General features: G+C 37.8%; 23 protein-coding genes. 10 read left to right on the forward strand and 13 right to left on the reverse strand.

What is annotated here, in order from left to right; genetic code table 11:
- The first annotated feature begins 11 nt into the window (after positions 1 to 11).
- Positions 12 to 818 (forward strand): SDR family NAD(P)-dependent oxidoreductase, encoded by an 807-nt coding sequence (locus tag AC5YDH_RS05465; protein ID WP_496117605.1) that lies wholly within the window; start codon positions 12 to 14, stop codon positions 816 to 818.
- Between the two features lie 43 nt (positions 819 to 861).
- Here AC5YDH_RS05465 and AC5YDH_RS05470 read toward each other — a convergent pair whose 3' ends face one another.
- Both AC5YDH_RS05470 and AC5YDH_RS05475 read right to left on the reverse strand, forming a co-directional pair.
- Positions 862 to 1,302 carry a YbjQ family protein gene (locus tag AC5YDH_RS05470; RefSeq protein ID WP_496117435.1) on the reverse strand — a complete coding sequence of 147 codons (441 nt, stop codon included), beginning with the start codon at positions 1,300 to 1,302 and terminating at the stop codon, positions 862 to 864.
- Between the two features lie 6 nt (positions 1,303 to 1,308).
- On the reverse strand, positions 1,309 to 1,665 hold the full coding sequence (locus AC5YDH_RS05475) for a YbjQ family protein (RefSeq protein WP_496117437.1): 357 nt from the start codon (positions 1,663 to 1,665) through the stop codon (positions 1,309 to 1,311).
- A gap of 107 nt (positions 1,666 to 1,772) precedes the next feature.
- Here AC5YDH_RS05475 and AC5YDH_RS05480 point away from each other — a divergent pair, with 107 nt between their 5' ends.
- Positions 1,773 to 3,056: a tetratricopeptide repeat protein gene (locus AC5YDH_RS05480; RefSeq protein ID WP_496117439.1), complete on the forward strand. Its 1,284-nt coding sequence runs from the start codon at positions 1,773 to 1,775 to the stop codon at positions 3,054 to 3,056.
- A gap of 42 nt (positions 3,057 to 3,098) precedes the next feature.
- Here the strand turns inward: AC5YDH_RS05480 and adeK are convergent, their stop codons facing one another.
- The 5 genes from adeK to sdsA form a co-directional block, all read right to left on the reverse strand.
- Positions 3,099 to 4,562 carry a multidrug efflux RND transporter AdeIJK outer membrane channel subunit AdeK gene (gene adeK, locus AC5YDH_RS05485; RefSeq protein WP_496117607.1) on the reverse strand — a complete coding sequence of 488 codons (1,464 nt, stop codon included), beginning with the start codon at positions 4,560 to 4,562 and terminating at the stop codon, positions 3,099 to 3,101.
- A complete protein-coding gene (locus tag AC5YDH_RS05490; protein ID WP_496117441.1) occupies positions 4,562 to 7,741 on the reverse strand; it encodes an efflux RND transporter permease subunit in 3,180 nt (1,059 codons plus the stop codon). The genes adeK and AC5YDH_RS05490 overlap by 1 nt, the downstream gene beginning before the upstream one ends.
- 12 nt (positions 7,742 to 7,753) lie before the next feature.
- Positions 7,754 to 8,983: an efflux RND transporter periplasmic adaptor subunit gene (locus AC5YDH_RS05495; protein WP_496117443.1), complete on the reverse strand. Its 1,230-nt coding sequence runs from the start codon at positions 8,981 to 8,983 to the stop codon at positions 7,754 to 7,756.
- Between the two features lie 761 nt (positions 8,984 to 9,744).
- Complete coding sequence (locus tag AC5YDH_RS05500) at positions 9,745 to 11,790, reverse strand: site-specific recombinase (protein WP_496117609.1); 2,046 nt, start codon at positions 11,788 to 11,790, stop codon at positions 9,745 to 9,747.
- 46 nt (positions 11,791 to 11,836) lie between these two features.
- Positions 11,837 to 12,814, reverse strand: a complete 978-nt coding sequence (sdsA, locus tag AC5YDH_RS05505; protein ID WP_496117445.1) for an All-trans-nonaprenyl-diphosphate synthase — start codon at positions 12,812 to 12,814, stop codon at positions 11,837 to 11,839.
- A gap of 421 nt (positions 12,815 to 13,235) precedes the next feature.
- Between sdsA and rplU the strand changes: the two genes are divergently transcribed.
- From rplU to AC5YDH_RS05545, 8 genes are all read left to right on the forward strand, one after another.
- A complete protein-coding gene (rplU, locus tag AC5YDH_RS05510; protein ID WP_496117447.1) occupies positions 13,236 to 13,547 on the forward strand; it encodes a 50S ribosomal protein L21 in 312 nt (103 codons plus the stop codon).
- Positions 13,548 to 13,566: 19 nt separating this feature from the next.
- On the forward strand, positions 13,567 to 13,821 hold the full coding sequence (gene rpmA / locus AC5YDH_RS05515) for a 50S ribosomal protein L27 (protein ID WP_005097774.1): 255 nt from the start codon (positions 13,567 to 13,569) through the stop codon (positions 13,819 to 13,821).
- 232 nt (positions 13,822 to 14,053) lie between these two features.
- Entirely contained in the window at positions 14,054 to 14,752 is a 699-nt protein-coding gene (gene lolA, locus AC5YDH_RS05520) for an outer membrane lipoprotein periplasmic chaperone LolA (protein WP_496117450.1), read from the forward strand.
- 159 nt (positions 14,753 to 14,911) lie between these two features.
- Positions 14,912 to 15,694 carry an RsiV family protein gene (locus AC5YDH_RS05525; protein ID WP_496117452.1) on the forward strand — a complete coding sequence of 261 codons (783 nt, stop codon included), beginning with the start codon at positions 14,912 to 14,914 and terminating at the stop codon, positions 15,692 to 15,694.
- 124 nt (positions 15,695 to 15,818) lie between these two features.
- A complete protein-coding gene (gene serS / locus AC5YDH_RS05530) occupies positions 15,819 to 17,090 on the forward strand; it encodes a serine--tRNA ligase (protein WP_496117454.1) in 1,272 nt (423 codons plus the stop codon).
- A 74-nt stretch (positions 17,091 to 17,164) separates the two neighbouring features.
- Positions 17,165 to 18,541: a siroheme synthase CysG gene (gene cysG / locus AC5YDH_RS05535; RefSeq protein WP_496117456.1), complete on the forward strand. Its 1,377-nt coding sequence runs from the start codon at positions 17,165 to 17,167 to the stop codon at positions 18,539 to 18,541.
- A 35-nt stretch (positions 18,542 to 18,576) separates the two neighbouring features.
- The gene (locus tag AC5YDH_RS05540; protein ID WP_496117458.1) at positions 18,577 to 19,056 is read left to right on the forward strand and encodes a tRNA (cytidine(34)-2'-O)-methyltransferase; all 480 of its coding nucleotides are present in this window, start codon (positions 18,577 to 18,579) and stop codon (positions 19,054 to 19,056) included.
- A 208-nt stretch (positions 19,057 to 19,264) separates the two neighbouring features.
- Entirely contained in the window at positions 19,265 to 19,630 is a 366-nt protein-coding gene (locus AC5YDH_RS05545) for a hypothetical protein (RefSeq protein ID WP_496117460.1), read from the forward strand.
- A 64-nt stretch (positions 19,631 to 19,694) separates the two neighbouring features.
- Here AC5YDH_RS05545 and AC5YDH_RS05550 read toward each other — a convergent pair whose 3' ends face one another.
- From AC5YDH_RS05550 to rpoD, 6 genes are all read right to left on the reverse strand, one after another.
- Positions 19,695 to 21,083 (reverse strand): APC family permease, encoded by a 1,389-nt coding sequence (locus AC5YDH_RS05550; protein ID WP_496117462.1) that lies wholly within the window; start codon positions 21,081 to 21,083, stop codon positions 19,695 to 19,697.
- A gap of 263 nt (positions 21,084 to 21,346) precedes the next feature.
- On the reverse strand, positions 21,347 to 22,531 hold the full coding sequence (locus AC5YDH_RS05555; protein ID WP_496117464.1) for an iron-containing alcohol dehydrogenase: 1,185 nt from the start codon (positions 22,529 to 22,531) through the stop codon (positions 21,347 to 21,349).
- A 2-nt stretch (positions 22,532 to 22,533) separates the two neighbouring features.
- The gene (locus AC5YDH_RS05560; protein WP_496117466.1) at positions 22,534 to 23,067 is read right to left on the reverse strand and encodes a hypothetical protein; all 534 of its coding nucleotides are present in this window, start codon (positions 23,065 to 23,067) and stop codon (positions 22,534 to 22,536) included.
- An 81-nt stretch (positions 23,068 to 23,148) separates the two neighbouring features.
- Positions 23,149 to 23,805, reverse strand: coding sequence for a lipoyl(octanoyl) transferase LipB (gene lipB / locus AC5YDH_RS05565; RefSeq protein WP_496117611.1), 657 nt, complete (start codon positions 23,803 to 23,805; stop codon positions 23,149 to 23,151).
- A 118-nt stretch (positions 23,806 to 23,923) separates the two neighbouring features.
- On the reverse strand, positions 23,924 to 24,211 hold the full coding sequence (locus AC5YDH_RS05570) for a YbeD family protein (protein ID WP_496117468.1): 288 nt from the start codon (positions 24,209 to 24,211) through the stop codon (positions 23,924 to 23,926).
- A 112-nt stretch (positions 24,212 to 24,323) separates the two neighbouring features.
- A complete protein-coding gene (gene rpoD / locus AC5YDH_RS05575; protein WP_496117470.1) occupies positions 24,324 to 26,210 on the reverse strand; it encodes an RNA polymerase sigma factor RpoD in 1,887 nt (628 codons plus the stop codon).
- Between the last annotated feature and the right edge of the window lie 193 nt (positions 26,211 to 26,403).

A 26,403-nucleotide genomic window follows, 5' to 3' on the forward strand; every position in this document is an offset into this window, starting at 1 on the left:
GAGAATTGATGATGACAATTTCACAAGAATTAGAGCAAAAAGTTGTTTGGATTACAGGTGCATCTTCAGGTTTAGGGCAAGCTCTTGCTATTGAGTGCGCGAATCGTGGTGCACAGGTTATTTTATCTGCACGTCGCTTAGCAGAATTAGAAAAAGTACGTTTAACTCTTGCAGAGCCCAATCGACATTTATCTGTTGTGATGGATGTGACCGATGATGCTCAAGTGAAAACTGCGTATGACATGGTATTAAAAGAAAAAGGGAAAATTGATTGGCTTATTAATAATGCGGGCTTGAGTCAGCGCGCGTTAATTGCGGATACAACTATGGAAACTGAGCGAAAAATCATGGAAATTGATTATTTTTCGCAAGTCAATTTAACCAAGACTGTTCTTCCTACATTTTTAACGCAAAAAGTAGGTCGAATTGTATTTGTTTCGAGTGTTGCAGGTTTATTGGGTACGCAATATCGTGCAACTTATTCAGCTGCAAAAGGTGCAATTCATATGTGGGCAAATAGCTTACGTGCGGAAGTTGCAGATGAAGGGGTTGATGTTTCTGTTATTTTCCCAGGTTTTGTCAAAACGAATGTGTCATTTAATGCCTTAAATGGAGCAGGGCAGCCGCAACAACATCAAGATGAAGTCATCGAAAATGGGTTAGAGCCAGATCATTTTGCCAAAATTGCTGTAAATGCTTTGTTAAAAGGACAAGAATATATTGTGATTGGTGGGCAAAAGGAAGTGCTAGGAACATGGGTGTCACGTTTATCACCAAGCACACTTTATAAAATGATTCGTAAAACCAAAGTGAAATAAAACAATAAAAATCCTCTCCTTGTAGGAGAGGGTTTGGGTGAGCTTAAGCTTTACTTTTTACCGCTGTCCCATAAGCAAAGACTTCGACCATACCGCCTTGCATGCCAAGTTCAGTCGTACTTAAACGAAGTCCTAAAATTGTCGTTGCACCCATTTTTTCTGCTTCAAGTTTAAGACGGACAATGGCTTCACGCCGTGCTCGTTCAACAATGCTTTCATAACTTGTAAGTCTGCCACCAAAGAAATTTTGGATATTTGCAATCACATATTTAAAGTAATCATGTGAGATCACAACATTGCTACTGATGAGTTGCCCCATAGCATCGCAAGTTTTAAAGCGACTATTTTCCATAAGAATGTATGCTAAGCGTGCTTCTTGCTGCTCAAGTTCTCTAAAATGTTTGCGTTCTATATGACGACCAACGCCCCAACCAATTGAAAATAAAACAACAAAGATCGCAATTTTTAAGAAAATAGCATCCATGTCAATTTAACCTTGTGTTGGAAATGGGTTAGGTATAGCAGGGGTATCTGTTTGAACCACAACAGCTGTACCATATACAAAAAGTTCAGATGCACCTTGTGCAATATTAGACGTGGAAAAACGAATACCAACAACCGCATTTGCACCTAAAGATTGTGCTTTGTCTATCATGCGTTGCATTGCTTCTTGGCGTGATTCTTCCAAAAGTTCTGTGTAACCTTTAAGTTCACCACCCACAATATTTTTTAAGCCAGCCATTAAATCACGACCGACATGTTTACTACGAACGGTACTGCCATATACAACATCTATTTGGCGAATAATCTGATGACCTGGAACGGATTCTAAATTGCTTAACAACATAATAATTCTGTTAGAATAATGAAAAATAAGTATGCGTAACTTTATATACTAAAAATTAGTGAAAACAAAATTTCTAAAAATATATAGATAAATGAAACGAGTTTAATATGAATAATGGTGTTCCAATAGAACAATTAGAGACCCTTAACAAAGTTCTACTAGATTACTCTCATCAAGCAAGATCAGCATTTGATCGACATGATTATGTGCAAGCAACTCATTTGGTTAGAGAGGTGTTAAATATAGTACCTAATCATCCTATAGCCTTAAGTGATCTTGCGATTGCAGTATTACGGTTGGGCGATTATGAAAGTGCTTATCAATATTTCATGCAAGCACTAGAGGCGAGCGGCAACAATGTAAGCATTAATTTATATGATGGTTTGACTGAAGTCTGTTTCTATTTGAAGAAAGTTCGTGATCAAAAAAAATATGGTCGTTTAGCGGTAGAAGGACGTAAGAAAGAAGTGCTTAATGAGCCTTTTTTAGCTTTACCTAAAAAGAAAGCACCTGCTTTTAATTCAAATAACCCTAAAGAAAATATAATTAGTTATTCCTTATTTGGTAGTCAAGTTCGTTACTGTGAATATGCAGTTTTAAATGCTCAACGTGCTTTAAAAATTTTCCCAGAGTGGCGTTGCCGTTTTTATGTGGATGAGACCGTTCCTAGACATGTGATTAATCGTTTAATAGACCTAAATGCACAAGTTATTTTTGTAACAGAAAGCATGAAGCAATTGCCAGGTCGGTTTTGGCGTTTTTATGTGATGGATGATCCGAATGTAAAGTATTTCTTGATACGAGATGCTGATTCTATTCTATCATATCGAGAAAAGATGGCAGTTGAAGAGTGGATTGATTCTGGGAAGTGGTTTCATACTATGCACGACTCGAAAGATCATGTGGAATTAATACTTGCAGGTATGTGGGGTGGCTGTACGGGTGTTATCCAAAATATTGAACAGCGTATTTTGGAATTTATAAGATCTAAACGGTATATGTCACTTAATGTTATCGATCAGCATTTTTTACGTTTTTGTATCTGGTCAACAGTAAAACAAAGTGTCTTGATACACGATAGCCAAGGTTATGATGCAATAGGTAAAAAGTTTAATACACAAGCAAGTATATTAGATCGTGATTTAGATAAAGATTTTTATGTTGGACGTGTTGAAATTAAACGTCAATTGCTTGTACGTATACAAGATAAAGATGCTCAAATTGATGTTGTGACTTGGGTGCTGACAGATGAAAAGGGAAATGAAATCTGTAATTATGATCAGGTGATAGCAGGTTCATCTGAATTTAATGTGTTATTACCAGATACTTATGTTGAAAATGTTTTACAAGGTAAATGGTCCTTAATCACATTAGCAAAAAAGTATAGTTAATAAAAAGCCCACCGAAGTGGGCTTTTTTATAAGATCAAAAAATTATTTTTGATCTGCTTTGTTGTATTTAAGATCTGAAGAAGAGGGTTGTTTAACCACTTGATCAGATGTATTCGCTTTTACACCGCCACCCAGTGTTTTATACAATTCAACTTGGTTGTTTAGGTTAGCTTGTTCTAATAACAATAAACCTTGTTCTGCGGAATAAGACGAGCGCTGAGCATCTAACACACTTAAATAGCTATCGATACCAGCACGGAAGCGAGCATCAGAAAGTTTATATGTGATGTTTGTTGCATCAACTAAGCGACGTTGAGCATTTAAACGATCGTTAATGTTCTGACGTACAGCCAAAGCATCATTCACTTCACGGAAAGCAGATTGAATTGATTTTTCATAATCAGATAAAGCAATTTCTTGATCTGTTTGTGAAATTTTAATATTTGCTTTACGTGTACCCCAGTCAAAGATTGGAATATCAAGACTTGGACCAATAGACCATGCAAAACTACCAGATTTAAATAAATCACTTAAATCTGTAGATGCATAACCTGCTGTACCTGTAAGAGTGATTGTTGGGAATAAACGAGCTTTAGCAGCACCAATATTTGCACCTGCAGCAGAAAGTTTATATTCCGCAGCACGAACATCAGGACGGTTATTCAATAAATCACTTGGTAAACCTGAGCCAATTGAGCTTGAATTCGTAACGCGAGTTATACGCTGAGTTGGCAACAAGTTTGCTGGAACCGTTTCACCTACAAGTAGGTTTAGTAAGTTCTGCGCTTGAGTAATTTGAGTTTTATAATTTGCAACATCGTTACGCGCAATTTCAACAGAAATCTGAGCCTGACGAACAGGAATTTCACTGTCGATACCAACATCGAAACGTTTTTTGTTGAGATTATAAGACTCTAATTGAGTTTTTAGCGTTTGGTTAGCAAGTTGTAAATTTGCATTGGCAAATGAATAGCTTAACCACGCTTGAGACACTTGACTGATGAGCGCAATTTGAGTTGCATCACGTGCACTTGCTGTAGCAAGGTAAGTATCTAAAGCATTGTCTTTTAAGCTACGAACACGACCCCAAAAATCTAACTCATAGGCAGTAACACCTAAACCCACGTTATATGATGAGTATGGATTGTTTGGGTCACGTGTAGGTGTTACTTGACGTAAAACACTACCACTTGCACCAATGGTTGGAAGCTGGTTGTTTTCAGTAATTTGATACTGTTGTTGCGCACGTTGAATGTTCAATGCAGCAGTACGTAAATCACGGTTATTTGCTAAAGCTAAGTCCAATACTTGTAATAAGCGTTGATCTGAGAAGAAGTTTTTATAACCTTGTTCAGCAACCGAAGTACCAGAAGCATTTGTGTAGCTACTTGGAATATCTGCTTTGACTACGGGTTCTGGGCCACGCATGCTTTGACAAGCAGTCAAAGCAAGCGCAAGTGCAGATACCGCAATGCTACGACCTGTAATAGACCATACATTTTGCATCACGATGATTGCTCCTGATTATTTTGTGGTTTTGGTTTGTACTTAAAGATACTTCGTACCCATACGTAGAATACAGGAATGAAGAAAATACCTAGAAGTGTTGAGCTAATTACCCCACCAAGTACACCGTAACCTACAGAGTGTTGGCTACCAGCACCAGCGCCACTAGAAAGAGCGAGTGGAAGTACACCAAAACCGAAAGCTAAGGTTGTCATAATGATTGGGCGTAAACGCATTTTTGCAGCATGAAGTGTTGCAGCAAAAAGCTCTTCACCTTTTTCTTGGAGTTCTTTTGCAAACTCTACAATCAAGATGGCATTTTTCGCAGATAGACCAATTACGGCAACCATAGCAACTTGGAAGTAGATGTTATTGGATAGGTTTGGATTTTTGAAAACAACCATACCAAGGAAAGTTAAAGCCACAGCACCCAAAATACCTAAAGGAACAACTAAAAGTACAGAGAATGGAATTGACCAACTTTCATAAAGTGCAGCAAGACACAAGAATACAATTAACAATGAAAGAGCATATAAGAATGGAGCTTGAGCACCAGACTCACGTTCTTCTAAAGATAAACCAGTCCACTCATAATCAAAGCCCGATAGTCCCATAGATGGAAGTTTTGCAACAATTTCTTCCATTGCAGCCATAGCATCACCAGAGCTGACACCAGGAGCAGGAGTACCTTGAATGTTCATGGATGCAATGCCGTTATAACGCTCAAGACGTGGAGAACCATACGTCCATTTCCCAGAAGAGAATGCCGAGAATGGAACCATCGTACCTTGGTTATTACGTACATACCATTTATCTAAGTCTTCAGGCATCATGCGTGAATCTGCTTCGCCTTGAACATATACTTTTTTCACACGACCACGATCAACGAAGTCATTAATATATGAACCACCCCATGCCATACCCATAGTCGTGTTGATTTCGGCAGTACTTACGCCCATTGCACCAGCAGCAGCTTGGTCAACAATGATTTGGTATTGAGGTGTATCTTCTTGACCGTTAGGACGCACACCAACGAGGCGTTTATCTTGGGCAGCCATACCTAAAATTGCATTACGCGCATTTAATAATTGTTGATGACCTTTACCACTTGCATCTTTAAGCTGTAAGTTAAAGCCAGCAGATACACCAAGTTCAGGCATTGCAGGAAGCTGTAATGGCATGATGTAAGATGCATCTTTTACAATCATATTAAGTGCCATACCACGTTGGATAATTGCACCCACCTGAGCTTCTGGAGATTTACGATCGCTCCAATCTTTTAGTTTAATAAATGCTAAACCAGCATTTTGACCAACACCTGTAAAAGAGAAACCAGATACGCTGAATACGGATTCCACGTAGTCTTTTTCTTTATTTAGGAAGTAATCGGTCATTGCACCAATGGTTTTGTCTGTACGCTGCAAGGTAGCATTTGGTGGTAATTGAACCAAAGTCATTACAACACCCTGATCTTCCTCTGGTAAGAAAGAAGATGGAAGTTTTGTAAATAACAGACCAAGCACACCTAAAACAACAACATAAAGCACGCCAGAAAAAGCTTTCTTGTGCGTCATGATGTTGACGCCACCTTGGTATTTTTCTGCGAGTTTGTCGAAGCTTGTATTAAACCAACGGAAGAAACGAGCTGGTAAGCTATTGCTTGGCGCAGCATTTTTCTCATGTTGTTTAAGAAGTGTTGCACAAAGGGCAGGCGTAAAGGTTAGTGCTACAATCAATGAAAGAATCATTGCTGTTACAAGTGTAATTGAGAACTGACGATAAATTACACCTGTTGTACCACTCATAAATGCCATTGGTACGAATACGGCTGTAAGTACAGAAGTAATACCAATTAAGGCACCAGAAATCTGTTTCATTGAAACTTCTGTAGCAGTAACAGGATCAAGGTGTTCTTCTACCATGACACGTTCAACGTTTTCGACTACAACAATCGCATCATCTACCAATAGACCAATGGCAAGTACCATTGCGAACATTGTAAGCGTGTTGATTGAGAAGCCAAATAAGTTAATAACCGCAAATGTACCTAATACAACAACAGGAACTGCCATTGTAGGAATAATAGTTGCACGCCAGTTTTGAAGGAACAAGAACATCACAAAGAATACAAGGATGATCGCTTCAATAAGCGTGTGAACTACAGATTCAATAGAGAGTTTAATAAATGGCGTGGTATCGAATGCAAGTTGGTCTTTCATACCAGTAGGGTAGTTTGGACGTAACTCTGCAAGACGTGCTTCAACTGCTTTTGCTGTATCTAAAGCATTTGCGCCTGTTGCAAGTTTAATTGCAACACCACCAGCGGCTTTACCATTAAATTTAGAGTCGAACTGATAGTTGTCTGCACCTAATTCAATACGAGCAACATCACCTAAACGAACTTGAGCGCCGTTCGTGGTGTTTTTAAGGAAGATGTCTTTGAATTGTTCAGGTGTTTGTAAAAGGCTTTGGGCATTGACTGTTGCGTTTAGTACTTGACCTTCAACAGAAGGAGCACCACCTAATTGACCTACAGCAACTTGCGCATTTTGTGTGCGTAAAGCTGTTGCAACATCACTAGGTGTGACTTGCAAACTTGTCATTTTAGATGGATCCATCCAAATACGCATTGCATAAGAACCACCAAATACCTGTACTTCACCAACACCAGATACACGGCTAAGTGGCTCTGAAATGTTCGAATTTACATAGTCTTTAATGTCATCTGCAGATAGTGATGGATCTTCTGAGAAGAATGCCAGTACTTGTAAGAAACTAGCACCAGACTTTGTTACTTTTATACCTTGACGTTGAACGTCTTCAGGTAGAAGAGCAGTAGCAGATTGAAGTTTGTTTTGAACTTGAACTTGTGCAATATCAGGATCGACACCTTGTTCAAAGTTCAATGCAATAGATGCTTGACCATTACCAGCACTATTAGAAGAAATATAACGTAAACCATCTAGACCATTCATTTGTTGTTCAATGATCTGAGTTACGGTGTTTTCTACAGTTTCAGCAGACGCACCAGGGTATGTCGCAGAAATAGTGACAGTTGGTGGTGCAATGGTTGGATACTGTGCAATAGGCATTTTTGTTAGCGTGATAATACCCGCCAACATAATGACTAATGAAATCACCCAAGCAAAAATTGGGCGATGGATAAAGAATTGAGCCATTCAGTCTACCCCTTATTTGTTTGAAGTAGCTTTTTGTTCAGTTTGAGCTTTTGCTTGAGGTTGCGCACCTTGCGGAGCAGTCGCTTGAGGCTGATATGGTTTAGCAACAACTTGTTGTTCTGGTTTTACTTTCGCAATACCATCAACAATAACTTTTTCACCCGTTTTTAGGCCTTCAGTAACAATCCAATCTTTACCTTGAGTTCCTGCAGTCGTTACTGGACGTGATTCAACTTGTCCTTTTGCATTTACTAACATTGCAATAGCTTGACCTGTTGGGGTGCGAGTAATAGCAACTTGTGGAATAAGGTAAGCATTTGGCACGATACCTTGTACAATTTGCGCGTTAACAAACATACCAGGAAGTAATAAATGATTTGGATTTGGGAATACAGCACGTAAAGTAACGGTACCTGTATCTGGATTTACGCTTGCATTAGAAAATGCTAAACGTCCTTCAACGCCGTACTCACTGCCATCTTCAAGTTTTAACTTCACTTTTGTGTTGTTACTACTATCGAGGCTACCTTTGCTTAACTGTTGGCGTAAGCGTAACAGCTCTGCACTAGATTGGTTGATGTCTACATAAATTGGATCTAGACGTTGTACTGTAACCAAAGGTTCAGCTTGGCTTGCTGTTACTAAAGCACCAACAGTAACAGTTGAACGGTTTGTCTGACCTGAAATAGGTGAGCGAACAGTTGAATAGCCTAAATTGATTTCAGCATTTTGAACTTCTGCACGAGATGCAGCAACATCTGCTTCAGCCAATTTTACTTGAGCAACAATGTCATCATATTCTTGTTTAGAAACAGCATTACTGCCTACAAGTTGACGGTAACGACCTTCTTTAACACGCAAAACACCTAAGTTGGCTTGTTGACGAGTTAATGCAGCACGAGCGCTATCCGCATTTGCACGGTTAGTACGTGGGTCAATTTCATAGAGTGCTTGACCTTCACGGACATAGCTACCTTCAGTAAATAGACGTTTCAGAATAACGCCACTTGTTTGTGGGCGAACTTCTGAAATTTCAAACGCATTTGTACGACCTGAGAGTTCTACGGACTGTTCTACGCTTTGAGGTTGTGCAACGATAACACCAACTTCAGTAGGTGGCATTTGTTGAGCTGCAGCAGCTTGCTGAGCATCCTTGGGATCTTTGCTACAACCAACAAGTGCAATACTTGTTGCTAATGCGCAAGCAGACAGGGCGGGTGCCCAAAGCTTTGCCGACATCATTATTCCACCTCAATTAGATTTTCTATCTAAATTATAAATTTTTTGCACCACTATATTTGATGAAAATCAGATAAAGCAGTAACTTCCAAATCAATTTTGTTCCAATCGAATTAGATTCTCGAAGGGAAGAGCACACCTAAATGCAGTCTATATACACCAATTATCGGTATCTATAATAAAGTAAATAAAATAAATACTTTATATTTTGGATGTTGCAAATAGATGTATGTCATAAGTAGTCAATTGCCTATGTGCTTAGGTAAGAACATCAAAGCTTTTAACCATATTTAAATGTACAAAAAGTGTGAAATAGAAATGATGTATTTCAGAGTCACATAAAGACATTGCTACCCATAATGTTGAGTAGCAATGACATTGTTTGTTTGAGAACAAACAATGTATATAACATATAATATGGTTATAAATAACACAGAAATTGTATTGCTTATAACGAAAAAACCAACAGAAATCATGTTTAGGAACGCTACTCTTGAATTAACTAAACATTTGTTGTAGTTGGGGATTAAAGAGTTTGCGATTTTATTATTTAAAAGTAAGGTACTGATAAGTAATAACAAACAGATCTATTTGTTTAGTTTTTTATGAGTATAAATCCTTCATACATTAAAAAAATTAATGCGCAATTAATAAGAAAAACAAAGTGTACTCGTCAGTACACTTTTTTTCAAGTGCATAGACTTTGTGCATATTTCATTGAATTTTTAGACATCTTAAAAACTAAAGCCATAAATAAAGAGAGATTACTTTTTGTGCCCCTCGTGTTTGTCTTCAATTTCTAAATTATTTTTAGATGGCCAGAAGAAATCTATAGGACGTGTTAGAAAGTGAGTGAGTACAAGTTTTGCTAAAGGTTTCCATTGCTCAAAATGAACACGACGAGCACGTAGAGCTACGATAATAGTTAGTGTAAAGCTTACAAATAAGTTGGTTAAGCCAATTAATAACACGCCAAGAAAAGACACAATAATTAAGCCTATATCGGGTGTGCCATTAATTAGCATTAAGCCTTGAATAAAGTTTGCAGAGGCAAAGGCAATATGACGAATATCTAAAGGTAGCCCTAAAATATAGCCTAGGGTTCCCATACTTCCTAGCATGATACCAAACAGGAAATTACCAGCTAAAGCACCTAAGTTACGTTCTATGTATTGAGCAAACTTATCTAAGCGCTCTTGTTTTATGTATTTGCGAAGTTGAGGGTGTGCTTGAATGCGAGGTCCAATTTTACGATAGACCGCCATATTGTCGAAATAACCAGCCAGTAGACCAGATAAGAAAAGACAAACTCCGGCAATTGCTGCATGAAGAATAGCTAAAGAAGTGAATGGGTTTAAATCATGCAATGTTTTTGTAGCTTTGTAGTGATTCATTAATGGCTCATGTAGGGTGACATCCCAAAGCATGACAATTAGTGCTGCAACAGGAATTGCAATAGAAATGTTACCTAAAATGGCTACAAATTGAGTTCGAATAATATTGATAATAAGTGCAGCTAGTTCAGCAATTTGAGCTGTTCTAGAACCTTTTTGCTGTTGAACTGTAGATGCAAGTGCAGCAGCCGTCATCGCAGGTTGTTTTGTTGCGACCGTAAAATGCAAAACATGAATGAGCATAAAGCCAAGAGAGTAGTTCATGCTATATGAAAATGCCTGCATTAACGGAGCTAAAGAGGCACGTGCCATTAGTACTTTTAATGTTGCCATGATCGCAATGATCACACCTGCACCAGCAGCAGACTTATACATTCCGAAAAAGCCTGCTTTATCTGTACTTACATAGTGCTCACCAGTTTTACTTGCATTTTCCGTTACTTGTAAGGCAATAAGTTCACTATTGGTGACGAGCAATGAACGAACACTGCGTTCACTATAAATAGCTGTAGTGACATCATTCAGAAGCCAGCCTAAAGAGGTATAGCGAACTTCATTTTTTTCAACAATGAGGTTAATTAAAATTTCTATACGTTCTAAGCATTGCTCTAGTAAAGAAAGTAAATAAGTTAAACTAATACTCACGCCAATGCGTTTGGTTGATCTACGGATTTTTGTAGCTACATTTTTACATTGCTCAAGCATGACCAATGCTTGAGCTGCATCGGGTGGGGTAATGGCAACTAGATTATTATCATCTAAATGTAAGTGCTTGTATTGCTGTATAAAATCATTTACTTCACGGTTTTGAACGAGAAAAGGTGATTCATATTCCGTTAACTCTGGGTGAGCATTAATAAATTCAGGATATAAACCAATACCACTCACGCGGTAAGATAAAACGGTAATAGCTTTAATGATTTCGCTACGAATAAGACGTTTTTCTTCTTGGTTGCTGTGTCCTTGGTTGAGCAATCTGAAAAGCTGTTGCCATTGTTTATCTTGAATGCTGTCTAACCAATATTGGTCTGAATACTGATGAAAGACCTTACGAACAAGTTCTTGAAGCTGACTCTCATCATTAATTAATGGAAGAAAGTGTGAACCTAGACGTTGAAAAATTTGGTTCCAAAAACCTTCTAAAGACAAAATGCCGGTATCGGCATAAAGACTAGTTTGTTTGTATTGACTAATTAATTTTAAAACAAAACTTTGTAAGGTTGATGCTGCATCAGGCGTAATTAAAATTGCTTGAATAAAAGCGTTAAATTTTGCGTGAACTTCATCTTGATTGCGAGTGTCGTTGGGGCGAATGCGGTTTACTAATTCAATGAGCAAACTATCATTTAAAACAGCTTGATCAAGATCAAGCTGTTCTTGCATTTTTAGGAATAAGTCATTGAGTTTTATGTACATAAGCAAGTAATAAATCTTTCTTTAATGTGTAAGATTTGGCAATGCTTTATTGAATGCGGTTTAAAGCGAGTTTAGCCAAGTTTTCAAGTGCTTGACGATATTGTGTATCTGGTAATATCGCTAAAGCTTTAATTGCTGCGTCAGTTTCTTCGGTTGCACGTTGACGGCAATAATCTAATGCGCCAGAAGACTGAACAATAGAAATGACACGTTCTAAGTTGTCTGTTCCACCTGTTGCAATGCTTTTTCTCACAATTTCACGTTCTTCACCAGAAGTGTTCGCTAATGCTGAGATTAAAGGTAAAGTCGGTTTACCTTCCATTAAATCATCACCAATATTTTTACCTAATGTTTCGGCATCTGAAGTGTAATCCAAAATATCATCAATAATTTGGAAAGCATTACCAAAGTGACCTGCGTATTGACGTAGTGGTTCACGGAATTGGTTTTGCCCACTCAAAATGGCAGAGCCTTCGGTTGCAAGTTCAAATAAGCGTGAAGTTTTGCCGTGGATAATACTTAAATATGTTTCTTCTGTTGTATCTGGTTGGTGTTGTGATTGTAACTGTAGAACTTCACCTTCAGCAATTTCACATGTTCCTGTAGAAAAATCCTTTAATAAGGTCATGTTGTTTAAATCGACTAAAAGATCAAATGAACGTGAAATAAGAAAATCACCAACAAGTACAGCTGTTTGGTTGTTCCATGTTGCATTTGCAGTAGGGCGTCCGCGACGTAAGCCTGATTCATCAACGACATCATCATGTACTAAAGTTGCGGTATGAAGCATTTCAATAATAGCGGCAAGTTTTCTATGTTGTTCTAAATTTTCTTCACCACATGCTTTTGCTGCAAGTAAACACATAATTGGACGCATGCGTTTGCCGCCAGCTTCCACAACATGTTTACTAACAGCCATCACTAATGCAACTTTTGAAGTAATCCCTTCGTTAATAAACTTGTCCATCGCGGCAAAATCAGAAGCAACAGGAGCGAGAATGTCTTGCTTAAAATCGATGGTCATGTGAAGAGAAACCTCATTTTTGAAATTGGATCTTAGTTTAACAAATATCTTGTTGTTTAAAGTTATCATTGCAGCTTAACTAAGCTAAATCATACAATTTTTAATGATAACTTGAGAATAGTAACAGGTGTTGTCAGGGGAATTAAGTCTCTCAACATGAAACACTGTATTTCTTCTGTTTTTTATATCAAAATTAACGTAATTGTAGTGTGTTTAATTTGAGCAAAATGCAGACAAAACCAAATAAAAATAGGTGTTTATAAAATAAACAGTAAACTTGGGTATTATTTACAGCAAATTGCTTGTTGTTTAGCTCAATATCTATTAAAATCCTTGCCCTTGTATAACCCCCAGTGGCGGTCGTATTAAGATCGGTATATTCCTTTATCGGCACGACGACACGGGCATGTTGGAGTACATTATGTACGCAGTAATCCAAAGCGGTGGTAAACAGAACCGTGTAGTTGAGGGTGAAACCCTTAAAGTAGAATTATTGAAAGCTGAAACTGGCGCTACAATTACGTTTGATGACGTATTAATGTTAGTGAACGGCGAAAGCATTCAAATCGGTGCTCCAGTTGTTGCTGGTGCTACTGTAACTGCTGAAGTAGTTAGTCATGGTCGTCACGACAAAATCCGTATTGTTAAAATGCGTCGTCGTAAACACTATCGTAAACAACAAGGTCACCGTCAATGGTTCACTGAGTTGAAAATTACAGCTATTTCAGGCTAATTACGAGGAGTAAATAGACATGGCAACTAAAAAAGCCGGTGGTTCGACTAAAAACGGTCGTGACTCGAATCCTAAAATGTTAGGTGTTAAAATGTACGGTGGTCAATCTGTGACTGCTGGTAACATTATCGTTCGTCAACGTGGTACAGAATTCCACGCTGGTCAAAACGTAGGTATGGGCCGTGACCATACTTTGTTCGCGACTGCTGACGGCGTGATCAAATTCGAAGTGAAAGGCCAATTCGGTCGTCGCTACGTATCTGTTGAAGCGTAAGTTTTAATAGAAAAAGACCCGCTTTATTGCGGGTTTTTTTATGTTTTAAATTTGTAAAAAGTAACCTTTTATCTTCATCATGATGGATAAAATGCAGGTTTTAATATTAATAACAATACAAAACTTCTTATTATCTCTAAATTTAGCGATATGTTTTGGTTTAAGATAAAAGTAATAAATGAATTGCGTTTCGCAAATATAAAGGTGAATGTATGAATATAAAGGTGAATGTATGAACATGCTTCGTAAAACAATCTGTGCTGCAACTATTGGGGTTGCGACTTTAGCACCTGTTATGAGTACAGCAGTTTTTGCTGCAACACCTGTGGCAGCATCGGAGCAACAAGCAGCAGCAAGTTTGGTTAAACAGTTAGAAAGCTTAAAAAATATTTCAGCTAATTTTGAACAAAAAACAACTGTCGATAATGCAAAGGCTGTAAAAAATAAAGGTCTTTCATCTCAACACATGAATCAAACCTTTAAGGGGGTTATGAAAGTTGCAACCCCAGGTAAATTCTATTGGGAAATTACATCACCTGTAAAACAAACGATTGTGACTTCGGGTAAAACGATTTGGATTTATGATCCTGACCTGCAACAGGCTGTGCGTCAAAGCTTAGATGAACAAGTTTCGAATACGCCTGCGTTGTTGTTATCTGGAAATACCAGTCAAATTATGAAAACTTACCGTGTTACTCAACCCAATAAGGCAAAAACGTATTACACGTTATATCCAAAACAAAAAGATGGTGCATTTCAAAGCTTAACCATTAGTTTTGGTGCTAAAAGCGCTCCAACACTAATGATTTTGCAAGATTCGTTGGGACAAACGACTTATGTGCGTTTTAGTGATGTGAAAGTGAATGCTGGGGTTTCATCATCTATATTTAATTTCACTCCGCCAAAAGGCACAGATATTATTGATCAATAAGTATTTTTGAATAAAAAAGGCAACGGAAACGTTGCTTTTTTTATGTGGTTTGTTAAAGCGCTGTTTATTAATGCAAACAATCCTATTTCGTTATTCCATGTGAGGCATTGAGTTTGTATAGTGTAGTAAATAACGAATGAAATAAAAGTTGGGGGAAAAATGCTGAATTCGCAATTTAAAGTAATTGGACTTATAACGGCGATGATGCTTGTTGGTGGTATTTATGGCTGTAAGCCAGTAAATGAACCAGTAGTAGATGAGTCTGTACAAAAGACTGAAAGTGTTGATACAGCCATCCCAACAGTTCTTTCTAAAGTTGTTGTTATGCCGTTGCCTAGTGCTGAAGTATGTCATCCGGAAGGCTGTACGCAATATAATATTCAGACTGTTGAAACCAATGTTGCATGGATTAATGATTATTTTGCAGACCGAATTCGTAAAGCAGACCCTGTTGCTTTTGAGGAGAAACCTGCGGAGAAAGTTGTATTTAATGATCCTGAAAATGTAGGCTTAAGTCAAAGTACTACAACGGTTCGTTTTATTAGTCAATTTGGTCATATCGTAACATTCACTATAGATAGTTATATTTATAGTGCAGGTGCGGCACATGGCATGTCACATACAGAATATGTGAATTTTGATTTAAAAACAAAAAAACGCTTAGCTCTTGAAGATATTGTGATGAAAGATGCACAGCCTAAAATTTTGAATGCTTTATATGATGCAAATTCAATTTGGTTGGAAAATCATATGATTGAACGCTCAAAGCTTCAATTGAGTGATAATTTTTATTATGGCGTTCACGGTATTGTGTTTGTTTATCCGTTATATGAATTAGCAAGTTATGCTGAGGGAATGAGTGAGCTCACACTACCTTATCGATCTGCCAAGGCTTTATTTAAACCTGAATTTATGCCAAGTTTGCCAAAGTACGCAAATTGATATGATTTCAAGTGGATCTGTAGTTTATTGTTCTAATAAGGTGCATGTGTAAGCTCTTTCACTATATTTTTAAGCATGAAAAGCTTACACTATAGGCAGTTTTTTTCTTTCAAAAAGATTGGCTATGATCGACCCGAAATTACTCAGAAATAATATTGAGGCTGTAAATTTAGCCTTAGCTAAACGTGGTGTCCAACTCAATGTAGAAGAGTGGGCATCTTTAGAAGCTCGTCGTAAAGAAATTCAATCGAAGACAGAATCATTACAAGCAGAACGTAATGCGGGTGCAAAACAAGTCGGTCAAATTAAAAAATCCGGTGGTGATGCCTCTGAAATTATGGCGCGCATGTCTGCAATTGGTGATGAAATCAAAGCAGCAGAAGTTGCATTGAATGAATTACAAGCAGAAATTGAAGCTAAATCACTTTCTATTCCTAACTTACCGCATGAGTCTGTTCCTGAAGGTAAAGATGAAAACGATAACGTTGAAGTCTTGAAATGGGGCACACCACGTCAATTCGATTTTGATGTAAAAGATCATACTGATCTTGGCGAAATGATGGGCGGCCTGGAATTTGAAACAGCAACTAAACTTACAGGTTCACGTTTCAGTGTTTTAAAAGGTCCATTGGCTCGTTTACAACGTGCATTGACTCAATTTATGTTAGATACACATACGCTGAAAAATGGTTATACAGAAGCTTATGTACCATACCTTGTAAATGCAGATTCTTTGCGTGGCACAGGTCAATTACCTAAATTTGAAGAAGATTTATTCAAATTACAAGGCGAAAAAGAATTTTATTTAATTCCAACTGCTGAAGTGCCTGTAACAAACTTTGTGCGTGATGAAATTATTGATGCAGATCGTTTACCGTTAAAATATGCAGCACATACTCCATGTTTCCGTAGTGAAGCAGGTTCTTATGGTCGTGATACGCGTGGTTTGATCCGTCAGCACCAATTCGATAAAGTTGAAATGGTTCAAATTGTGAAGCCTGAAACTTCAATGGAAGCTTTAGAGCAATTGACAGGTCATGCTGAAGGTATTTTGCAAGCGTTAGGTTTACCATATCGTAAAGTTGTACTTTGTGGTGGCGATATGGGCTTTGGTGCAATCAAAACTTATGATTTAGAAGTTTGGGTACCAAGTCAAAATACTTACCGTGAAATTTCATCTTGTTCATGCATGGGTGATTTCCAAGCACGTCGAATGAAAGCTCGTTACCGTGTAGACCAAAAGAAAACTGAGTTTATTCATACATTGAATGGTTCAGGTTTGGCTGTTGGTCGTACATTGCTTGCGGTAATGGAAAACTACCAACGTGCAGATGGTTCAATTGAAATTCCTGAAGTGTTGCGTCCTTACATGGGCGGTTTAACATTTATCGACTAAGTTAAGTCGTTCGAAAAAGTGCACAATTATGTGCACTTTTGTTTTTACAGTCAGATAAAGATTTGAGGTCATTCGTGGATATTTTTCCAATCTCTTTAAAGTTGCAAGAGCAATCTTGTCTGATTGTTGGTGGTGGACATATTGCTTACCGCAAAGCTGTTTTACTTGCGAAAGCTGGGGCAGTAATTGATGTTGTTGCACCTGAAATTGATGATGCTTTATTGGATTTGCTACAGCAAACACAAGGTCATTATGTTCAAGCGCCATTCAATTTAGATATTCCATTAGAAAATTACCGACTTGTTATTGCTGCTACAAATGATAAAGCTGTAAATATTGCAGTTTTTGAAGCATGTGAGGCTGAAAACATTCTGGTAAATAGTGTGGATGATCCGCCGCATTGTCGTTTTATGGTTCCTGCAATTGTAGATCGTTCACCTTTGATCGTTTCTATTGCAACGAATGGAACATCACCTGTATTGTCTCGTCAAATTCGAACTCAATTAGAAAGTACAATTCCACATGGAATGGGCAAGCTCGCTGAGTTTTCAGGTAAATGGCGTAATGCTGTAAAAGCAAAAATTATAAATCCTGATGAACGCCGTATTTTTTGGGAAGACTTATATGCTAGTCCACTCAAAGAGAATGTGTTTAATGACAATATTGCAGAAGCAGATCGTTTAATTGAGCAAGCTTTAGTTGAATGGAAAAAGCCTAAGGGTGAAGTGTATTTAGTCGGTGCAGGGCCGGGTGATCCTGAACTGTTAACCTTAAAAGCTTTACGCTTAATGCAACAAGCGGATGTTGTGATTTACGATCGTTTAGTGTCGCAACCGATTATGGATTTATGTCGCCGTGATGCAGATAAAATCTATGTGGGTAAAGCGCGATCAAATCATGCCGTACCTCAAGAAGGTATTAATGCACTATTGGTTAAATATGCGAGTGAAGGTAAACGTGTTTGTCGCTTAAAGGGTGGTGATCCATTTATTTTTGGTCGTGGTGGTGAAGAGATTCAAGAATTATTTGATGCTGGTGTTGCATTTCAAGTAGTTCCGGGAATTACTGCAGCATCGGGTTGTTCTGCGTATGCAGGTATTCCACTGACACATCGTGATTATGCACAAAGTGTTCGTTTCTTAACAGGTCATTTAAAAGAAGGTTCTCCGGAACTACCTTGGAAAGAGCTGGTTTATGAAAATCAAACACTTGTGTTGTATATGGGATTGGTTGGATTGGAAAAAATATGTGAAAAGCTAATATCACATGGTCAACGCTCGAACATGCCAGTTGCATTAATTTCTAAAGGTACGACACCTGAACAAAAAGTAGTGGTTGGCACTTTGGCAGATATTGCATCTAAAGTTGCTGAACATCAAATTCAAGCACCTACACTCACTATTATTGGTGAAGTAGTGAGCTTGCGTGAACAATTACAGTGGCAAGGCTAAAAGCTAAACCACATTGAAAAGAGTAGAGAAAGCCTGTGATTCATGTAGTGTTATACGAGCCTGAAATTCCGAGTAATACGGGGAATATCATTCGTTTATGTGCGAATACAGGTGCACAATTGCATTTGGTTAAGCCTTTGGGTTTTGAGCTAGATGACAAAAAATTAAAACGTGCAGGTTTGGATTATCACGAATATGCTCGTATGCAAATTTGGGAAAATTTTGATGAATGTCTTGCAAACTTAAAGTCACAAGGCATTGATGCGGATGCTATTTATCCTTTAACAACGAAGGGTTTTGAAACACCACATACGTCAAATTTAAACCGTCCTGTAGCATTGTTGATGGGGCCTGAAACTCGCGGTTTACCTGAAAATGTTCGAATGATGTTTCCAGAAAAACATTGGATTCGTTTACCAATGGCGGCGAATTCACGTAGTTTAAACTTGTCTAATGCAACCGCTGTGATTTTATATGAAGCATGGCGTCAGCAAGAGTTTAAAGCATTAATTTAAATTATATTGAGTAAAATGAAGCTATCGTAAGATAGCTTTTTTTATATTTAAAAATTAAGATTTATGTAACGCTTTTTTAAAATTTCATAAAAACAAGTAGATTTAGTGTATAAGGACGCAAGTTCATGCATGAATGGAGGGTGTTAACGTGATAAAAAAATTAAAAAAACTAAATATAGCTTTGTGTGTAGTTTTAGGTTTATTTGCGATGTCAGCAAATGCAAACGAATCTGAGGTTACACCATTGACGAAAGAAGAAGTACAGCAAGGTATTGCAAATATGAAACAGAGTTTGCATACACGTATTGAAGCATGGGGAGCCACATTGGGACCCAATGATTTTGAAAAAAGTTTTTTTTCGGGGCGTCAGTTAAATAAGCAAAAACGCCAAGAGGTTTGTGCAATATTTCAAAGTGTAGTTGATGATACATATAAACTTGCAGTAGAGAATAGAGCTCGTTTAAAAGTAAGTGATCAGCCTATTGTGGGTGATCGTAATACCTTTATTGAACATTTAGGTTATCCAAATAATATTGTAGATACGCAGATGGGCTTTAATTGTCGTTTGCGTTAAAGTTATTGTAAATGTAAAAAAAGGCGCATGAAGCGCCTTTTTTAATGAGTCATTTCGGAAGAAATTACTCAAATTCGTTATGTTGTGGAGCAGGGTGTTTGAAACCTTTAGTTTTATAACCAAGGTATAAAATACCGAACATTGCCCACCATAAACCGTATTTCAATGCAGTTTCTTCAATCTCAAGCCACATCGCGAAAATACTGATGAAGCCTAGAAGAGGAATAATGACGAAGCTAATAATATCCTTCGCATTTTTAGTACGACCATCACGTAAAGCATAACGTGAAATTACAGACAAGTTCACGAATGTGAATGCTGTTAACGCACCAAAACTAATCATTGAAATTACAATATCTAGATCCATGAAGCCTGCTGTTAAAGCAACTGCACCAACAATCATAATGTTGTATGACGGTGTGAAGTTTTTAGGGCTAATATGACCAAAGATTTTTTTGTTAATAACGCCATCACGACCCATTACATACATTAAGCGTGATACGCCTGCATGCGCTGAAATACCAGATGCCATTACAGTAACAATAGCAAATGCAAGAACATAAGATTGGAATAATGATCCACCTACCAATAATAAGATTTCTGGTTGGGTTTCAGCAATATTTGTAAAGTATGTTCCTGGTGCATTCGGGAAGAACACCTGCATAAAGTAAGTGCTGACAATGAAAATAATACCTGCAATTAAAGCTGTTAAGAAAATTGCTTTTGGTAAAGTTTTTTCGGTGTCTTTTGTTTCTTCAGCAAGCGAACTTAAAGAGTCAAAGCCTGTAAATGAGAAACACAGTAGTGTTGCACCTGTAATAAGTGGGGCAACAGCAGTAAGCTCATTCCAGAAAGGATCTAGACTCCATAGCTGATAACGTGTTTCTGATGTAATAGGACCATCAGCGTTAAAGCCGGCCTGCAATTTAGTGTATACAAGATATACAAATGCAGCGATTACAATGAGCTGAATTAGTACAATTAAGCTGTTAAAGTTTGCAACAAAACGAGCACCACGAAGGTTAATCCCTGTCATAAATGCTGTAAGTACAATTACCCATACCCAGTGGTTAACGTCTGGGAATAAAGCTTCAAGGTAAATTACCGCAAGGATAATGTTGACCATTGGAGAGAGTAGATAATCTAACCAAGAAGACCAACCCACCATAAAACCAACATTAGGGTGAATTGATTTTTGTGCATAGGTATATGCCGAACCTGACGATGGGTAACGGCGAATCATATGACCGTAACTAATCGAGGTAAATAGAATTGCAATAAGTGCAACAATGTATGAAGTTGGCACATGGAAGTGACTTTCTTCAGATACTAAACCAAACGTATCAAACAACGTCATTGGTTGGATATATGCCAAACCAATAATGATGATGTGCCAAAGACCCAAAGTCTTTTGCAACTTAACTGTCGATTGAGTCCCAGAGATATTTGTCAACGGCGTTATCCTCTTAATCGTTGATCAAGGATCAGTCATGTTTATAAGGATCGTTTGAGACGAACGATCCCCCCTACATTTAAAACAAAAGTGCGCCAATTTACTCTAAATTGATGCAGTTTCCTAGTAACTTTTTAAGTTTTTTAGCAATTTTTTTGCCAATTATTCTTAAAAATATTAAATATTTGATAACATAATGAAAAGCCTGATGTTTAAAAAATCATCAGGCTAATTTTTCGTTATATTGTCTTATTTTTTTGAAATTACCAAGCGTTTTTTAGAATAGTTTTGAGCTCTTCTAAGTTTGCTTCTTTAGGGTTGTAAATAATTGATCCATCATTGAGTGCTTTTTCAGCGACTTCATCTAATTGTGCTTCAGACACTTTAGCGGTTTCACTTAAGGTGCGTGGAAGTTTTGTGAGTGCATAAAGTCTGTCTCGAATAGCAAGAATACTCGAAATAGTTTTTTCGGCACGTAAGTGAGCAGGCGTTTGTGCATAAATATCAGCACCAGCAAGTGGTAATAATAAATCTGCAATTTTATCGCCATTAATGTCTTTATTATATTCAAGCACGTAAGGTAAGAATAAGTTCATGCATAAGCCATGTGGTAAGTGCGCAACAGCACCTAAAGCATGACCAAGTGAATGTATAAGCCCAACCATTGAATTTGAAAATGCAATGCCAGCCATAGTCGATGCTTGTGCAAGTTCAAGACGTCCTTCAGCATCTGATGGATTATCTAAAACATTAAATAAGTTTTTACTAATTTTTTGAATGGCTGCTGTTGCATAAGCATCTGAAATTGGATTGGCTGCCATACATGTATAGGCCTCAATAGCATGAGTCATTGCATCCATAGCCGTCATTGCTGTTAAATGTGCAGGCAATGTTTGTGTCATGCGTGGGTCTAAAATGGCAGCGTGTGGCATGAGGTAATATGAAGCAAATGCAAGTTTTACATTTTTTTCAGGATCAGATACAACTGCAACCATAGTAACTTCAGAACCAGTGCCTGAAGTTGTAGGAATAACAAAAAATGGTTTTAATGGTTTTGGTAAATTATGAGCACCAGAATATTTAAGTAAATCATCACCACCTTCGGAAACTAAAATATTCGTTGCTTTAGATGTGTCAATTACAGATCCTCCGCCAACGGCAATAATCGCATCACAATTGTTGTCACGATAAAATTGTGCGGCTTGACGTACTGTTTCAAGGCTTGAGTCTGGTGGTACATCATCAAAAATATAGCCAATACGTGTATCTGTAGACTCAAAAGCAGTTTCGATAGGTGTAAGTAAATTATTGCTGCGGACGCCTTTGTCGGTAATAATCATTGGGCGTTTTGCACCCAATGTAGAAAGCTCAAAAGGGATGTGCTCTAGTGCTGCATGACCAGCAATGACTTTTACAGGACAGAAAAACTCATAATAAGATTTGGTCACGATTAAGCACTCCGTTTAAAATATGATTGAGCAACTTTGAGGTAAATATTGGCTGCGGCTGTTAATTTATCTTTTAAAGTTAAGTTTGTTGGATATTCTTTTACTGCAAGTTCAGCAAGAAGTTTTGGTAAAATAAGAGATTCCATTTTATTTAGACAACGAACTAAACGAATGGCATAAGATAAATCGCCATCGGCAATCATTCGGTCATTGGCAAAAGCTTGTGCTGTACTTTCTTGAAATGAAAAAACAAGATAGGCATGGCTTAAGTGCTTAAATGTGATCGTAAGGTCTGGTTTGGTTTCACTAGAAGAAAGTAAGATAAGTTGTTGGTTATCTGTGACTTTTGCGATAAAAGCAGGGCCATGCGGAAAAACATTCATTGAAAGCACAAAGTTCGCAGGAAATTTTGCGACTTCTTGTTTTATTTCTTGATCAACTTGACTGGCCATAACTAAGCCACGTCCAATCACATCCATCATGAGTTTGACATAGGCTTGTTGAAAAGCGGGCTTTACGGATTTTGTAGAAATCACAACTGCATCCCATTTAACAATAATTATTTATTTAGAGTAAATACTCTAATTTATTTTTGGGCGAAATGCAAAGCCATTCAATCAATATTGAATGATTTCTACGTCATTAAAGTAACCACTGTTCTGGAAAGTTTCAATTACATCTGTACTTAATTGTGTAAAGCTTGGGTAATCTTGCATTAAGTCCACCATGCGAACCATTTCTAAGCCCGCATAACCGCAAGGGTTAATGGTATGAAAGCCCATTAAATCACAATCAATATTGAGTGCTAAACCATGATAACTACGACCTTTACGAATTTTAAATCCTAAAGAACCAATTTTTTGATCATTAACATAAACGCCGGGAGCATCTGGTTTAGCGTATGCAGTAATGTTGTATTTTTTTGCGAGATCAATCATCAGGTTTTCTGCATAAGATACGAGTGTTCTTACATTCCAACCTAAACGATTTAAATCGAACATAAAGTAAATAACCATTTGTCCTGGGCCATGCCATGTGACTTGACCACCTCGGTCTGTTTGCACAACAGGAATATTGGATGGAACTAGAATATGTTCTGGTTTTCCTGCTTGACCTTGAGTAAGAACATCATGGTGTTGCAAAATCCATAATTCATCAGGAGTTGATTCATCACGATTTTCAGTCAAGCTTTTCATTTCATGAAAGCGAGCTTCATAATCTGTTAAGTCATTGTACTGACGTATAACAAGATTGGGTTTTGAAACAGCATTCAATGTTAATGTGTCCTTAGTATGCAAAATACGTTTCTATTATAATAAATTCATTGTCCCAAGAGGGCATATTCTTTGTTTTTTAGAGATAAAAAAACACGCTCTTTGGCGTGTTTTTTTATTAAAGTGCAGTTCTAATAAGTGGACAAGCAGCTAAATCTGCATAAAGCTGATGTACTTGTTCTAACTCTTCAAAGCGTAATTGTGCTGTGATTGAGTGGTATTTACCTGTGCGTGATGGTTGTGTATTAAGACTATTTGCATCGAAATCAGGGAAGTGCTTAACCAAAATTTCGAGAACAGCAGTACGTAAATCATCACCTGCCAAACCAATGAGTTTGATAGGGTAGTCCATTGGAAAAACCCAAAGATGCTCTTGTAATTCGCGAGATGGTGTGCGGTCTAACATTGTAGTCCCCCTTAATATCAAACGCCTGCAAGAGTGCAGGCGTTGTGTTTCTCTTCACTACATAATGGAGATGAAAATATAACTTTTCAAGTCTCCATGATGTAATTATAAATTAGTCATTTTCTAAGAATGAGCGAAGGTGCTCAGAACGAGAAGGGTGACGTAATTTACGTAAAGCTTTTGCTTCAATCTGACGAATACGTTCACGTGTTACATCAAACTGTTTACCTACTTCTTCCAAAGTATGGTCGGTTGGCATATCAATACCAAATCGCATTTTTAAGACTTTCGCTTCACGCTCAGTTAAGTTTTCAAGAACTTCGCGAGTTGCTTCTTTTAAGCCTTCAGAAGTTGCGGCATCAATTGGAGATGTGATGTTACCATCTTCAATGAAGTCACCAAGATGCGAATCTTCATCATCACCAATTGGTGTTTCCATTGAAATAGGTTCTTTCGCAATTTTCAGTACTTTACGAACCTTAACTTCATCCATTTCCAGACGTTCGCCTAATTCTTCAGGAGTAGGTTCACGCCCCATTTCTTGAAGGAGTTGACGAGATACACGGTTGATCTTGTTGATTGTTTCGATCATGTGTACTGGAATACGAATAGTACGCGCTTGGTCGGCAATAGAACGTGTAATTGCTTGACGAATCCACCAAGTTGCATAAGTTGAGAACTTATAACCACGACGGTATTCAAACTTGTCTACAGCTTTCATCAAGCCGATGTTACCTTCTTGAATTAAGTCGAGGAACTGTAAACCACGGTTGGTATATTTTTTCGCAATCGAAATTACCAAACGTAAGTTAGCTTCAACCATTTCTTTCTTAGCGCGACGAGCTTTCGCTTCACCTACAGCCATGCGTTTAGAAATTTCTTTAATTTCTTTAACGCTTAAATTTAAGTCTTTTTCAATATCAGCAATCTTTTGTTGGAAAGCTAATACATCAGGACGAACTTTTTCTAAGTAAGGGCGCAATTCAGCAGGTGTTTTTGCGATTTGCTCATCTAACCAAGCAGGGTTCGACTCTTGACCTGGGAATGATGTACGGAATTGAGTACGATCCATACGACCACGACGAACTGCATAACGCATTGTTTCACGTTCTGAAGTACGAATGCTTTCGTGAGTACCACGAATCATTTCTGAAATAATGTCAAATAAACGAGGTGTGAATTTAAACATCATGAATACACTTGCAAGTGATTCAAGTGCTTCAGCACCTTCTTTACTGTTGCGACCATGTTTTTCAAAAACAGTACGTGTGTTTTTCCAAACGGTTTCTAATTCAGTAAAACGTGCTTTTGCAATTTCAGGATCTGGACCAGATTCGCCTTCAGACTCATCATCACTTTCAGATTCTTCGTCTTCGTCTTCATCATCAAGTTTTGCAGCTTTAGAAGATTTAGAGGTTGTTTCCTCTTCTTTTTCAAGGTCAGCTTCTTCTTCTAGAACTTCAGGAATTTCTTCGTCACTTTCAGGGTCTAAATAACCTGAAAGAATATCGGCAAGACGACGTTCGCCTGTTTCGTAATCTTTGTATTCTTGAAGTACAACTTCAACAGCGTTTGGCCAGTAAGCGATTGAATGAAGGACATCTCGAATACCTTCTTCAATACGTTTAGCAATACTAATTTCGCCTTCACGTGTTAAAAGTTCAACAGTACCCATTTCGCGCATATACATGCGAACAGGGTCAGTTGTACGACCTGGCTCATTTTCTACAGAGGCAAGTACTGCAGCAGCTTCTTCTTCAGCAACTTCATCGGTAGCTTCGCTGTTGCCTTCAAACATCGTATCATCAGATTCAGGCGCGCGCTCATGTACAGGAATACCAACGTCTTGAAGCATTTGAATAATGTCTTCAATCTGCTCGCTCTCTGTAATTGAGTCGGGTAGATGATCGTTAACCTCAGCATAAGTTAAGTAACCTTGCTCTTTGCCTCGGCTAATCAGAGCCGCTACTTGCGAAGTAGGGGAAGTCATATCGCTCATCTTTGCTTACTCTTCGTTGAATCTGTGGCGTGGAAAAACCGTGCATAATAGCACAATTTGCTTTAAATAGCTTTCGAATTGATCGGTCAAACTAAATTTTGTGAAAGTGTTTGAATTACCAGTTGTATATAAATATGGGGCTAGACTGAAATTTTTCAAGTCTTTGCTCCTTTTAAGCTAAAAATATTTTTGT

The organism is Acinetobacter sp. FY683 (genome assembly GCF_059515885.1).

Bases quoted from the DNA above. Each gene is read 5' to 3' on its own strand.
- AC5YDH_RS05465 (WP_496117605.1), top strand. From the start codon at position 12: ATGACAATTTCACAAGAATTAGAGCAAAAAGTTGTTTGGATTACAGGT.
- AC5YDH_RS05470 (WP_496117435.1), bottom strand. From the start codon at position 1,302: ATGGATGCTATTTTCTTAAAAATTGCGATCTTTGTTGTTTTATTTTCA.
- AC5YDH_RS05475 (WP_496117437.1), bottom strand. From the start codon at position 1,665: ATGTTGTTAAGCAATTTAGAATCCGTTCCAGGTCATCAGATTATTCGC.
- AC5YDH_RS05480 (WP_496117439.1), top strand. From the start codon at position 1,773: ATGAATAATGGTGTTCCAATAGAACAATTAGAGACCCTTAACAAAGTT.
- adeK (WP_496117607.1), bottom strand. From the start codon at position 4,562: ATGCAAAATGTATGGTCTATTACAGGTCGTAGCATTGCGGTATCTGCA.
- AC5YDH_RS05490 (WP_496117441.1), bottom strand. From the start codon at position 7,741: ATGGCTCAATTCTTTATCCATCGCCCAATTTTTGCTTGGGTGATTTCA.
- AC5YDH_RS05495 (WP_496117443.1), bottom strand. From the start codon at position 8,983: ATGATGTCGGCAAAGCTTTGGGCACCCGCCCTGTCTGCTTGCGCATTA.
- AC5YDH_RS05500 (WP_496117609.1), bottom strand. From the start codon at position 11,790: ATGTACATAAAACTCAATGACTTATTCCTAAAAATGCAAGAACAGCTT.
- sdsA (WP_496117445.1), bottom strand. From the start codon at position 12,814: ATGACCATCGATTTTAAGCAAGACATTCTCGCTCCTGTTGCTTCTGAT.
- rplU (WP_496117447.1), top strand. From the start codon at position 13,236: ATGTACGCAGTAATCCAAAGCGGTGGTAAACAGAACCGTGTAGTTGAG.
- rpmA (WP_005097774.1), top strand. From the start codon at position 13,567: ATGGCAACTAAAAAAGCCGGTGGTTCGACTAAAAACGGTCGTGACTCG.
- lolA (WP_496117450.1), top strand. From the start codon at position 14,054: ATGAACATGCTTCGTAAAACAATCTGTGCTGCAACTATTGGGGTTGCG.
- AC5YDH_RS05525 (WP_496117452.1), top strand. From the start codon at position 14,912: ATGCTGAATTCGCAATTTAAAGTAATTGGACTTATAACGGCGATGATG.
- serS (WP_496117454.1), top strand. From the start codon at position 15,819: ATGATCGACCCGAAATTACTCAGAAATAATATTGAGGCTGTAAATTTA.
- AC5YDH_RS05545 (WP_496117460.1), top strand. From the start codon at position 19,265: ATGTCAGCAAATGCAAACGAATCTGAGGTTACACCATTGACGAAAGAA.
- AC5YDH_RS05570 (WP_496117468.1), bottom strand. From the start codon at position 24,211: ATGTTAGACCGCACACCATCTCGCGAATTACAAGAGCATCTTTGGGTT.
- rpoD (WP_496117470.1), bottom strand. From the start codon at position 26,210: ATGAGCGATATGACTTCCCCTACTTCGCAAGTAGCGGCTCTGATTAGC.